This is a genomic window from Christensenellaceae bacterium 44-20 (assembly GCA_041223705.1).
GTDB lineage: Bacteria > Bacillota > Clostridia > Christensenellales > Christensenellaceae > QANA01.
Window position 1 is genome coordinate 437,940 of the sequence record JBCLQU010000001.1, and the last position, 12,684, is coordinate 450,623.

Consider the following 12,684-nt stretch of genomic DNA (forward strand, 5'->3'; position numbering starts at 1 on the left):
GAGAAAGAAATCAAGTTGTCAGCTTTTGGGAGAAACAGTATTTTTCTGGCAATGAAACAGCTAATGCCAGAATACTATAAAATGAACAATTTGTAAACATAAGAAAAGCAGTTGGAAAGCCCTGGAGGGAAAATACGCTTCCCTCAAAGCGCATGCGGCCTAGAAAACAATTCGCCTTTTGTGTGATAACAAACCTGTGAAACGCATATAGATGAGTAACAAGCTGCGTGAAGGAGAGAACAAAAGATGCTTTCATCCAAGAATTATATGGCCTTACATGGGCTAAGCGCCGAGGAAGTCGAGCGCTCTCGCAAAGAGCATGGACAAAACACTCTGCCGCACAAAAAGAAGCGGGGATTTTTCCGCCAGTTTTTGAGCAACTTTGGGGATCCGCTCATTAAGATTCTGTTGGCCGCACTGTGCGTCAATGTGGTGATGCTGATCAAAACGGCAGACTGGTATGAATCGGTGGGAATTGCGGTTGCAGTCTTTCTGGCGACGTTTGTCTCGACGCTTTCGGAATATGGAAGCGAAGCGGCGTTTGAGAAAATGCAGGCCGAGGCAGAGCAAATTCATTGCCGGGTGATCCGGGATGGCGCTTTGGCAAATATTCCGATTGGGGAAATTGTCGTGGGCGATTTCGTTCTTCTGGAAAGGGGAGAGCGCATTCCGGCAGACGGTGTCCTTCATTCGGGCGAGCTGATGGTGAACCAGGCCGCGCTGAACGGGGAAAGCAAGGAGGCAGAGAAAAAGCCGGGACGCAGAAAAGGGCAGTGGAGCTTATCTGCCCAGCACCAGCTTTTCAGGGGCAGCATTGTAACGGACGGCGAAGGCGTGATGGAAGTCTGCATGGTGGGCCAGCATACAATGTATGGCAGCATGGCGCTGGAAATGCAGGAAGAAACCAGGGAAAGCCCGCTGCGCGTCCGCCTGAACCATCTGGCCAAGATACTCAGCCATATTGGAATGGCAGCAGCCATTTTGGTGGGCTTTGCGGATCTCTTCCATTCGCTCTATATGGACTATGGGATGCAGTGGAACCAGATGCTGGCGGCGATGCAGAACCTGCCTTGGCTCATCGATCAGGTGCTCCATGCGCTGACGCTTTCGATTACAGTAGTGGTTGTGGCTGTTCCAGAAGGGCTGCCCATGATGATCACCATCGTGCTTTCGGCCAACATGCGGCGCATGCTGAAAGACAATGTCCTGGTGCGCAAACTCGTTGGAATTGAGACTTCCGGGAGCCTGAACCTTCTTTTTTCGGATAAAACAGGGACAATCACAAAAGGCATTTTGCAGGTTTCGCAGTTTGTCTCAGGCGATGGAAAGGAATATGCCAGCTTCCAGGCGCTGGAGCAGGCAGGAGCGCTCAAAGAGAAGGTGCTGCTCAGCAGCGTTTTCAACTCTGCCAGCTCGCGCTCGGAAGGGGGCGCGCTGGGCGGCAATGCGACGGACCGCGCGCTGCTCAACTGGGTGCTTCCGGCAGGGGCGCCGGAAGGATACCAGAAGATCTCGCAGATTCCCTTTGACAGCAGCCGCAAATTCTCGGTTGCAGAGGTGCAGCGCGGCCAGGAGCGGCTCTATTTTATCAAAGGCGCGCCGGAAAAGATTCTGGATCACTGCACGCGGTATCTGGATGCGGAGGGAAAATACTGCCCGCTTTCCAAAGAAAAGATACAGAAAAAATGGGATGCGCTCACAGAGCTCGGGATGCGCGTGCTGGCGCTGGCTATCTCCAGTTCGGCTGTTTCGGAAAAGGGTGATTTTGAGAACCTAGCTTTGCTTGGGCTGGTTGGCATTTTGGACGACTTGCGCCCGGAGGCCAAGGGTGCGGTGAGAGAGATAGAAAATGCAGGCATCCAGTTTGTCATGATCACGGGAGACAACAGAAAAACCGCTGTCTCAATCGCTTCCAAACTGGGGATCATGGGGCTTCACAAGGAAAAAGCTGTGCTGACCAGTGATGAGATTGCCCAGATGACGGATGCACAGCTCAGCCTCTGTTTGAAAAATATCCGCGTTGTCGCCCGGGCTCTGCCATCCGACAAGAGCAGGCTGGTGCGCATTGCGCAGGAGGCGGGGCTTGTTGTAGGAATGACGGGAGACGGCATGAACGATGCTCCGGCGCTCAAGCGGGCAGATGTTGGCTTCGCCATGGGAAGCGGGACGGAGGTTGCCAAAGAAGCCAGCGATATCGTCATCTTGGATAACAACATCGCATCCATCGCCAAAGCGGTTCTCTATGGGCGCACGATCTTCAAAAGCATCCGCAAATTCCTGGTCTACCAGCTGACCATGAACCTCTGCGCCGTCAGCGTTTCCATCATTGGGCCATTTATTGGAATTGATACGCCGGTTACGGTGATGCAGATGCTTTGGATCAACATTATCATGGATACGCTGGCTGGCATGGCCTTTTCCGGGGAGCCGCCGCTGCCCGAATTTATGAGAGAGGCGCCCAAACGGCGGGAAGAGCCTGTGCTCAATCGCTCTATGACACACCAGATCCTCTTTGACGGGATTTTTACCGTTGCCTTGTGTCTGTTCTTCCTGTGTTCTGCCGCAATGAAAGACTTCTTTGGATATAGCCAAAGCCAGCTGCCTTTCCTGACTGCGTTCTTTACGCTCTTTATCTTTAGCGGCGTTTTCAACGCTTTCAATGCGAGAACGCCCAGGCTCAATCTATTTGCCAACCTGCGCAGGAATATGGCCTTTTTATTCATCATGGTGTCCGTCATCCTAATTCAGATTCTCATGGTGTATTTTGGAGGCCCGCTCTTCAGGACGGTTGGCCTGAGCGTCAGAGAAATGCGGCTGACCTTGCTCATCTCCATGCTCATTTTACCGGCTGATTTGATGCGCAAAGCCTTTTGCAGCTCCTGGAGGAAATCCGGTATGCAAAAAGCGGGGCGGCGCAAAAAAATGGCGAGGAAGCCCATGCGGCGCTATACATAAGAAACCAAAAAAAGAAGCCTGCATGGCTTCTTTTTTTAGCGAATGAAGTTTTCCTCGCCATCCTCTGGGGCTTTGGGCGGATGAATGGCGTATAGCTCGCCATATGCCTCGGATTCGGATTCGTCGAGAATCCCCGAAGGGACGAGCCCGGTGCATTCCGTCGTGGAAGCGGTTTTCATCACGTCGTAAAATGGATCAGAGGATTCTTCGCTGAACTTTCTGCGTTTTTCTTCTTTTGACATGCTGCTGCTCCTTTCATTTTTGATAGTATGGAGCGCGGCGCGCAGATTATGCCAAGCAAAATTTGAGAAAATTGTTTCAAAAAATACCGCTGCGTTATATAATAATATAGCATGAAAATGGAATGATTTTGTATTTTTGCTTAAAGAGAGGTTTCGCATGGTTTATGAAAATGTGCTTGCGGCTATGGGCAATACGCCGATGATTCGCCTCAGCCATATGGCAGGGCCGGACAGCGCGCAGGTTTTAGTAAAATATGAAGGGCTAAACGTGGGCGGCTCGATCAAAACGCGCACGGCCTATAACATGATCGCAAAGGCAGAGGAAGCAGGGCTGATTGGCCCGGATACGGTGATCGTCGAGCCGACGAGCGGCAACCAGGGGATTGGGCTGGCGCTGATTGGCGCCGTCAAGGGGTATCGGACGGTGATCATCATGCCGGATTCTGTAAGCGAAGAGCGCAGGAAGCTCGTGCGGCATTACGGGGCAGAGGTCATCCTCGTCCACGACGACGGCAATATCGGCGAATGCATCGAGCAGTGCCTGAAAATGGCCATGAAAATGCAGGAAGAAAACCCGAAGGTATATGTCCCCCAGCAGTTTATGAACCCTGCAAACCCCATGGTGCACCGCATCCAGACGGCGCAGGAGATTTTGGAGCAGGTGGGCGGGCCTATTGACGGCTTCTGTTCCGGAGTGGGCACAGGCGGCACCATCACGGGCATTGGGGAAACGCTCAAAGAAAAGAATCCTCAGATCGTCATCTGGGCGGTGGAGCCGAAAAATGCGGCGATCCTGGCCGGCGGAACAGTAGGGACGCATCTGCAGATGGGAATCGGCGACGGGGTGATTCCGGAAAATCTCAACCAGAATATTTATGACGACATCTACATCGTCTCGGATGAAGAGGCGATCCAGACGGCGAAGGATTTGGCGCGGCTGGAGGGGCTCATGTGCGGCATCTCCAGCGGAACCAACGTTGCCGCGGCCTTAAAGCTGGCTCAAAAGCTGGGGAAGGGTAAGACTGTGGTAACTGTGCTGCCGGATACGGCCGAGCGCTATTTCAGCACGCCGCTTTTTGAAAACGAGTAACCAAAAAAGCTCTCAGCGCTGAGAGCTTTTTTCTTTCACTTCTTTTCGCTGATTTGAACTTGCAGCCGCTCCTGGAACATGGCAATTCCGGCATCATCCAGGCAGAGCTTCACCTGCTCTAACAGCGCGCTCTGCACATTCCAGTAATCCTCGGTTTTGCTCCAGACCATCATGCTGTACTCAATGCCGCTGCTCGGATAGGCGCAGACGTTGAGATAGGGCTCCGGCTCGGCCAGAGCGCCGGGCGTCTGCGAAATGGCCTGCTTCAGCGCCTGCTTGGTTTGGGCCAGAGGCGCGTCGTAAGAGACGGTAAACTTGAGGTCGATTCTCCGGCGCTCTTCTCTGGTATAGTTGATGATTTTGCCGCCCACGACCTCGCTGTTTGGCAGGAAAACATCTTTGTTGTCTGAAGTGCAGATGAGCGTATGAATCAGGCGGATATCCTTGACTTTGCCTTCGGCATGCTCCGTCTCGATATAATCGCCGACGACAAATGGCTTGGAGACGAGCAGCGTCAGGCCGTTGGCCAGGTTGGAGAGCAGCCCTTGAAGCGCCAGGGAAATAGCCAGCCCGGCGACGCTCAGCAGGGCCACGAAAGCGCTGACGTTGATGCCAAGGCTGCTGGCCGTGAGAATGGCGGAAAGCGTATAGAGCAGTATTTTGAGAATGGATTTGAGAAATGTGTGCATGCTCTTTTCAAATTTCAGCCGATCGATGATGCGCGAAAAGATTCTGCCCAGAATTTTCGTGCAGATAAGGCAGAGCAGCAGCACCAGCAGGGCGGAAAGAAACTTTCCGGCGGTGAAATTGCCGATATTGTAATTCATGATGGATTCGAGCGTCATGCTTAGGCCTCCAAAAACGTCTTGATATGCTTCTATTTTATCATCCCTCCTTTGATTTGCCAGTATTCCCTTAAATTTTTTTGCGTTCATGGATATGCCGCGCGGCGGGCGGTTATGCGCCTGCGCTTGACGAGCCCGGGATGCTGCAATTATACTGGAGAAAAAGACAGAGGCGAGGGAAAGATGAATCAGGAGCAAACAGAGCGCGAAAGGCTCATCCGAACGGAAATGCTGCTGGGAGAAGCGGCGATGGAGCGGCTCAGGCAGGCGCATGTCGCCGTCTTTGGCATTGGCGGCGTCGGAGGATATGCCGTGGAAGCGCTGGCGCGCAGCGGGGTTGGCGCGCTGACGCTGATCGACCACGACGTGATCAGCGCGAGCAATTTAAACAGGCAGATTATCGCGACACAGGAGGAGATCGGCAGTGCGAAAGTGGATGTGATGCGGCGGCGCATCGCCTCCATCGCGCCTTCCTGCCAGGTGCAGGCGCATTGCTGCTTTTTTCTTCCCGAAACGGCGGAACAGTTCGATTTCTCAAAGTATGACTATGTGATCGATGCGGTAGATACCGTATCGGCAAAGATAGAGATCATCCTGCGCGCAAAGCAGGCGAATATCCCGGTGATCAGCTGTATGGGGACGGGAAATAAGCTGGATCCGGCGCAGCTCGAGGTTGCATGGCTGGAAAAAACATCTGTCTGCCCGTTGGCGCGCGTCATGCGAAGGGAGCTTCGGGCGCGCGGGATAACGGATGTGAAAGTGGTTTATTCAAAAGAAATGCCGCGCACTCCCTTGCCTCTGGATGGGCAGGCAGGGCGCAAGCGCGTTCCGGCCAGCGCAGTTTTTGTGCCGGGAACGGCCGGGCTTATGCTGGCATCACAGGTTGTGCGGGAATTGACGGGGCAGGCCTAGCGCGTGGGCGCCGGCTGCCCCGCAGTTTTAGGAGAGGATGCTCTTTTGCATCCTTTTTTTGATGGAACGTGGGCAGTGAGCCTTGGAAGTTGTGTGAAAAGTGAATTTATATTATAATAGAATGGCAGCCGGCCTGGGATGAGAAAAGGCGGGGCAGCATCAAGATAGAAAGGTTATATACTGCATGAATCAGGATTTGATTGCGCTGCCAGTCGTGCCGCTTCGGGGGCTTGTGGCGTTTCCATATACGGTGCTCAGCTTCGAGGTTGGGCGGGCTTCTTCTCTTGAGGCGGTCTGTGCCGCGGCAGAGGGGACTGGCGAGATTTTTCTGGTAACGCAAAAGGACGCGCATTTGGAAGAGCCGGATCAGGGAGATCTCTATGAGATTGGCGTTGTCGCCAAAGTGCGGCAGGTGGTGCGCCTGCAAAACCAGATGGCGCGCGTGCTGGTAGAAGGGCAATATCGAGCGAGGCTCATTGGGCTGGAAAAGGGGGAGACAAGCCTTAGAGCGCGCATTCTCCCAGCAGAGCAGTTTTTGGAGCGCGGAGAGAGGAGCATCGCCTATATGCGCCTTCTCTTGGAGAATTGCCGAAACTATGCCTCTATTTCCGGGCAGATACCGGCAGAGACGCTCCGTGCTTTGCAGGAAATCCGCGAGCCGGAAAGGCTGGCGGATACCATTGCCTTCAATATGCTCAAAGATCTGGAGGAGAAGCAGGAATTGCTGGAGACTCTGGAGGTCCTTGCGCGCATGGAAAAGCTTCTTTCCATCACCCAAAGGGAGATCCAGATTGCGGGAATCGAATACGAGATTTCCGAGAAAACCAAGCAGCAGCTGGAAAAACTCCAAAAAGAGAATTACCTGCGCGAGCAGATTCGCGCGATTCAAAAATCTCTGGGTGAGGACGAGGAGGATGCGGCCGAGCTGGAGCATTTTCGCGAAATGATCCGAGGGCTTCCGCTGGCAGAAGAGGAGCGGGAGAAACTGATGAAAGAGGTTTCCAGGCTTTCGCGGCTCAGCCAGCAGTCGCCGGATTACCACGTGATCAAGACGTATTTGGAGTGGATTGTCTCCATGCCCTTTGGGAAATATACAGAGGATATTCTGGATTTGCCGCATGCCCAGAAAGTGCTGGATAGGGAGCACTACGGCATGAAGAAGGTCAAAGAGCGGATTTTGGAATACCTTTCGGTTTTGACGCTCAAAAAGGATATGAAAGGGCCGATCCTGTGCTTCGTGGGGCCGCCGGGGGTTGGAAAAACCTCTATTGCGCGCTCGGTTGCAAATGCGCTGAACAGGAACTTCGTGCGCATGTCTCTGGGCGGCATGAAGGATGAATCCGAGATTCGCGGACATCGGCGCACCTATATCGGTGCGCTGCCCGGGCGCATTGCCTCTGGCATGAAGCAGGCTGGGAGCATGAACCCCGTGTTCCTTCTGGATGAAATTGACAAGCTGAGCAGCGATTACCGCGGCGATCCGGCATCGGCCATGCTGGAAGTGCTGGACGGCGAGACGAACTGCGATTTCCGCGATAATTATCTGGATATTGGGCTGGATCTTTCCCAGGTTCTCTTTATCGCGACAGCCAACGATGCGCAGAGCATTCCGCCGGCGCTCTATGACCGCATGGAGGTCATCGAGCTTTCCAGCTATACGCCGTATGAGAAAGAGCAGATTGCCAAAAAGCATCTCATTCCTAAGCAGATAGCGCAAAACGGCATGGATGATAAGATGCTCAGAATTCAGCCGGCAGCGCTCAAAAGAATGATAGTGGAATATACCTCGGAGAGCGGCGTCCGGGCCTTAGAGCGGCAAATAGCGAAAATTTGCAGAAAGGCGGCAAAGCGCTATCTGGAGGAGGGCCGCCAGATCGTCGCAGGCAAGAAAAATTTGGAGGATTTCCTTGGAAAGCCGCATTTTTTAGAGACCAACCTGCCCCGACGGGGAGACGTCGGCGTTGCCATCGGGCTTGCCTGGACGGCCAGCGGAGGTGTAACACTGCCCATCGAGGTCTGCGTGATGGAGGGCAGCGGCGAGCTGGAATTGACCGGGCAGCTGGGAGACGTCATGAAAGAGAGCGCCAGGACGGCGATTACCGTCGTCCGCTCCAAAGCAGAGCAGCTGGGCATCCATGCCAACTTCCATAAAGAGAAGGATTTGCATATTCACGTGCCCGAAGGGGCGATCCCTAAAGACGGGCCGTCTGCCGGCATTACCATGACGCTGGCGGTGGCATCGGCGCTGCTGAACCGAAAAGTGCGGGGTGATTTTGCCATGACCGGGGAAGTTACGCTGACGGGGCGCGTTTTGGCCATTGGCGGGCTGCGGGAGAAGGTGTTTGCGGCTGTGCGCGCAGGGCTGAAAAACGTGATCATCCCAAAAGACAACGTGGCTGATCTGGAGGAAATTCCCCAGGAAGTGCGCAGCAAGGTTCGGTTCTGGCCGGTTAGGGAAATAGGGGAAGTGTTCCAGCTGGGATTGGAGGAGCAGAGATGATTATCAGGACGGCAGAATTTGTGCGCAGCGCAAAACTAAAAAAAGATTATAACAACCAGGAGTTTCCGGAGATCGCCATTGTAGGGAAGTCCAACGTGGGGAAATCTTCGCTCATCAATGCGCTGACGAATAACAGCAAGCTGGCCCGCGTTTCCAAACAGCCGGGGAAAACGCGGCTGGTTAACTTCTTCCTGCTCAACCAGCAGTTCTATTTGGTCGATCTGCCGGGCTATGGCTTTGCGCGCGTCTCCAAGGCGGAAAAAGAGACCTGGGACGAGATGATGCGCACCTATTTTGAAAACAGCAAACAGTTGCGCGCGGTTATTTTGCTGCTGGATATCCGGCATAAACCGACTAAGGAAGATATCGCGATGCTGCACTATATCGAGTATTACGCCATTCCCTATGTCGTCTGCCTGACCAAAGCAGATAAAATTGCCAAATCCAAACGCAAGAATGAGGCGGTCCATAAAAGAAAGGAGATTCCGTCTTCTTTTGCCTATGATATTATCCCCATTTCTTCAGAAGAAGGGTATGGAAAGCAGGAATTGCTGGATTATTTGGAGCGGTATTTGCCTGAGCTGAATGCGGGGGCAGGGGAATGAGAGTTTTCGCTATCTCGGATCCGCACCTTTCGCTGACTCAGGGCAAATCCATGGATGTGTTCGGGCAGCATTGGGCGGGGCATTGGGAGAAAATCAAAAAGAGCTGGGAAGCGTGCGTCGCCCCGGAAGATGCAGTCATCATCGCGGGAGATTTGAGCTGGGCCATGAGCTACGAGGACGCGCTGCCTGATTTGAAGGCTATTTGCCGGCAGCCTGGCCGGAAGGTGATTATTCGCGGCAACCACGATTATTGGCATGGCTCGCTAAAGAAGACCAGAGAACTTTTGGAAAACCAGACGTACCTTTTGCAAAACGACGCGGTTCGGCTGGGCGATTATACTTTTTTTGGGACGAGGGGCTGGAAGCAGCGCGGCGCAGAAGATTTTGACGCGCAGGATGAGAAGGTTTTTGCGCGCGAGCTGGAACGGCTTAGGCTCTCCCTGAAGGCGGCCCAAAAGCTGGGGGGAGAGCTCATCGGCGTTTGCCACTATCCGCCCTTCTCTCAAAACCACGGGAGAAGCGAGTTTACTGATCTTTATGCCGAGGCTGGTGCGCGCAAGGTGATCTATGGGCATCTGCACGGGCAGTATATCCGAAAAGAGGAGTATGAGAATATCGCCATTGACGGTGTGGAATATTTTCTGACCTCCTGCGATTATCTGGGCTTCCAGCTCAGGCAGATCTGCTGAGCCATGGAAGGAAGTTGCACTTGAATTTTATTGTGCTTTGTATTATGATAGATAAAGAGAAATTTTGAAATTGGAGGATTGATTCCATGAAGACAAAGGGCGTTCGTATGCATGGCAAAGACGACGTACGGTTTGAAGAGTTCGATTTGCCGGAGATGACGGAAAACGATATTATCTGCAAAGTAATTTGCGATAGCGTTTGCATGTCGACCTATAAGGCCATTAAGCAGGGCACGGCACACCGGGCAATTCCGGAAGATATTGCGGAAAATCCCTCGATTATGGGCCACGAGTTTTGCTGCGAAATCTATAAAGTCGGCAAAAAGTGGGAAGGCAAATATAACGAAGGCGATAGATGCCTGATCAAGCTCGGCCTGGACGGCAAGAGCAATGTCGCCGGCTATGGCTGCACGTTCTGCGGCGGCAACAGCCAGTTCGTCTATATTCCGGATTCTGTCATCGAAGCGGACTGCATCATCCCCTATGACAAAGATGCGGCATATTTCTATGGCTCCGTTTCCGAGCCTATGGCCTGCATCATCAGCGGCTACCACAGCTGCTTCCATTCGGATTACGCGGTTTATCATCACGAGATGGGCACCAAGAAGGGCGGCAACCTGGCGCTTCTGGCATCCTGCGGCCCGATGGGATTCGGCGCCATCGACTATGCGCTGCACTGCGACCGTGCTCCCAAGCTTCTGGTTGTTACGGATATCAACGATGAGCGGCTGGCGCGCGCTTCTTCCATCTATACGGTAGAGCACGCCGCAGAGCTGGGCATTGAGTTGCACTATGTCAATACGGCAAAAGAGGCAAACGGCGGCACGGATAAGCTGATGGAGCTTTCCGGCGGCAAGGGCTATGACGATGTCATCGTGTTCGCGCCGGTCTCCGCTGTTTTGGAGCAGGGCCATGAGATTATGGGAGACAACGGCTGCATGAACTTCTTCGCCGGCCCCATCAACCACGATTTCAGCGCCAATATCAACTTCCATAAGGTGCACTATAGAAGAGTCAACATCTTCGGCACTTCGGGCAGCAACGACGACGATATGCAGGAAGCACTGGATATGTCCTTTGCAGGAAAAATCAATCCGGCTGCGATGATCACGCATGTCGGCGGCCTGGATTCGGCGGCAGAGACCCTGCTGAACTACCCCAAAATTCCCGGCGGCAAGAAGATGGTCTATGCGCAGATTTCCATGCCCATGACAGCGATTATGGATTTCGCTGAGCTTGGCAAGAACGATCCGTTCTACAAGGAACTGGCTGATATTTGCGCAAGACACAACAACCTCTGGAGCAAAGAGGCAGAGGATTATCTGCTGGCAAATGCAAAAGCCATCTAACCAAAGCGACAAAAACTGCGCCTGCGGGCGCAGTTTTTTTATGCGCGCAAAAGCCGCTTTCGTTGACTTTTCGGCTTCGGATGATATAATAAAATAGATTAAGAATGGAGGCGGACGCATGAGAATTTACAACTCAATGACGCGCAAAAAAGAAGAGTTTCGGCCAGTTCACGAAGGAGAAGTTAAAATCTATGCTTGCGGCCCGACGGTGTACAATTTTATTCACATCGGCAATGCCCGGCCGCTCATCGTATTTGATACATTAAGAAGATATTTTGAGTATCGGGGAAATAAGGTTACGTTTGTTCAGAACTTTACCGATATCGACGATAAGATGATCCGCGCCGCCAATGAGCAGGGAATCACTGTAAAAGAGCTGGGCGAGCATTTTATTGCGGAGTATTTCAAGGATGCGCAGGCGCTCAATGTGCGGCCGGCAACGGTGCATCCCAAGGCGACTGAGCATATCGGCGATATCATCCATCTCATTTCCGAGCTCATCGAAAAGGGTCACGCCTATCTTGCAGAGAACGGCGATGTCTATTACGATGTGAAGAGCTTTGAGGGCTATGGAAAGCTTTCGGGCCAGGATTTGGAGGATCGCGAGGCCGGTGCGCGCATCGAGATCAACGATGTCAAAAGAGATCCCATGGATTTTGCGCTTTGGAAAGCGCAGAAACCGGGTGAGCCTGCCTGGGAAAGCCCCTTTGGCATGGGAAGGCCGGGCTGGCATATCGAATGCAGTGCCATGAGCCAGAAGATTTTGGGCGATACGCTGGATATTCACGGAGGCGGCCAGGATTTGAAGTTCCCGCACCATGAAAACGAGATTGCCCAGAGCGAGGGCGCGACGGGCAAGCCTTTTGCAAACTACTGGATGCACAACGGCTATATCAATATCGACAACAAGAAGATGAGCAAGTCTCTGGGCAATTTCCGCACGGTTCGGGAAATCACAGAGCAGTATGCGCCAATCGCTGTGCGGCTCTTCATGCTTTCCGCGCAGTACCGCAACCCGCTGAATTTCTCGGCAGAGCTTTTGGAGCAGGCAGAGAGCGGGCTCAAGCGCATCTATAACTGCGTCGAAAACCTGAACTACATCATCTCCTCTCAAAAGAAGGGGAAAGAGCAGGCCGCAGAGCTGGACGAATTCCGCCAGCGTTTTATCGCTGTGATGGACGACGATCTGAATACGGCAGATGCTGTCAGTGTCATCTTTGAGCTGGTGCGCGAGATCAATACGCTGACTTCTGAAAATGAAGATGCAGCCTTGGCAGAGCAATGCCTAAGCATTTTGCGGGAGCTGCTGGATGTTTTGGGGCTTTGGAAGGAAGAGGATAAAATTCCCGAGGAAATCTTGGCTCTGGCAGAACAGAGAGCCGAGGCCAGGGCGCAGAAAAACTGGGCGCTGGCAGACGAGATCCGCGATACACTCAAGCAAAAAGGCTATGAGATCAAAGACGGCGCGGATGGCATGAAGATCAATAAAATTTGAGA

Annotated in this window: 10 protein-coding genes; 8 read left to right on the forward strand and 2 right to left on the reverse strand. The window is 53.0% G+C overall.

All coding sequences use genetic code 11. The features are described 5' to 3' along the window. Window positions 1-267: 267 nt before the first annotated feature. A complete protein-coding gene (locus AALG83_02365; GenBank protein MEY8382001.1) occupies window positions 268-2,955 on the forward strand; it encodes a calcium-translocating P-type ATPase, PMCA-type in 2,688 nt (895 codons plus the stop codon). Window positions 2,956-2,990: 35 nt separating this feature from the next. On the opposite strand, the gene AALG83_02370 is transcribed toward AALG83_02365, so the two are convergent. Further along, window positions 2,991-3,197 (reverse strand): hypothetical protein, encoded by a 207-nt coding sequence (locus AALG83_02370; protein MEY8382002.1) that lies wholly within the window; start codon window positions 3,195-3,197, stop codon window positions 2,991-2,993. Window positions 3,198-3,354: 157 nt separating this feature from the next. Between AALG83_02370 and cysK the strand changes: the two genes are divergently transcribed. Further along, window positions 3,355-4,287, forward strand: a complete 933-nt coding sequence (cysK, locus tag AALG83_02375) for a cysteine synthase A (protein MEY8382003.1) — start codon at window positions 3,355-3,357, stop codon at window positions 4,285-4,287. Window positions 4,288-4,322: 35 nt separating this feature from the next. Here the strand turns inward: cysK and AALG83_02380 are convergent, their stop codons facing one another. Next, entirely contained in the window at window positions 4,323-5,132 is an 810-nt protein-coding gene (locus tag AALG83_02380) for a mechanosensitive ion channel family protein (protein ID MEY8382004.1), read from the reverse strand. Between the two features lie 183 nt (window positions 5,133-5,315). Here AALG83_02380 and AALG83_02385 point away from each other — a divergent pair, with 183 nt between their 5' ends. The 6 genes from AALG83_02385 to cysS all read left to right on the forward strand — a co-directional run bounded on the left by AALG83_02385 (window position 5,316) and on the right by cysS (window position 12,682). Beyond that, window positions 5,316-6,044 (forward strand): tRNA threonylcarbamoyladenosine dehydratase, encoded by a 729-nt coding sequence (locus tag AALG83_02385; protein MEY8382005.1) that lies wholly within the window; start codon window positions 5,316-5,318, stop codon window positions 6,042-6,044. A gap of 184 nt (window positions 6,045-6,228) precedes the next feature. Then, window positions 6,229-8,544 (forward strand): endopeptidase La, encoded by a 2,316-nt coding sequence (lon, locus tag AALG83_02390; GenBank protein ID MEY8382006.1) that lies wholly within the window; start codon window positions 6,229-6,231, stop codon window positions 8,542-8,544. Next, window positions 8,541-9,149: a ribosome biogenesis GTP-binding protein YihA/YsxC gene (yihA, locus tag AALG83_02395; protein ID MEY8382007.1), complete on the forward strand. Its 609-nt coding sequence runs from the start codon at window positions 8,541-8,543 to the stop codon at window positions 9,147-9,149. Before lon ends, yihA begins: the two co-directional genes overlap by 4 nt. Then, window positions 9,146-9,838 carry a metallophosphoesterase gene (locus AALG83_02400; protein ID MEY8382008.1) on the forward strand — a complete coding sequence of 231 codons (693 nt, stop codon included), beginning with the start codon at window positions 9,146-9,148 and terminating at the stop codon, window positions 9,836-9,838. Before yihA ends, AALG83_02400 begins: the two co-directional genes overlap by 4 nt. A gap of 86 nt (window positions 9,839-9,924) precedes the next feature. Beyond that, window positions 9,925-11,187, forward strand: coding sequence for a zinc-binding dehydrogenase (locus AALG83_02405; protein ID MEY8382009.1), 1,263 nt, complete (start codon window positions 9,925-9,927; stop codon window positions 11,185-11,187). Window positions 11,188-11,305: 118 nt separating this feature from the next. Continuing rightward, a complete protein-coding gene (gene cysS, locus AALG83_02410; GenBank protein ID MEY8382010.1) occupies window positions 11,306-12,682 on the forward strand; it encodes a cysteine--tRNA ligase in 1,377 nt (458 codons plus the stop codon). Window positions 12,683-12,684 lie beyond the last annotated feature (2 nt).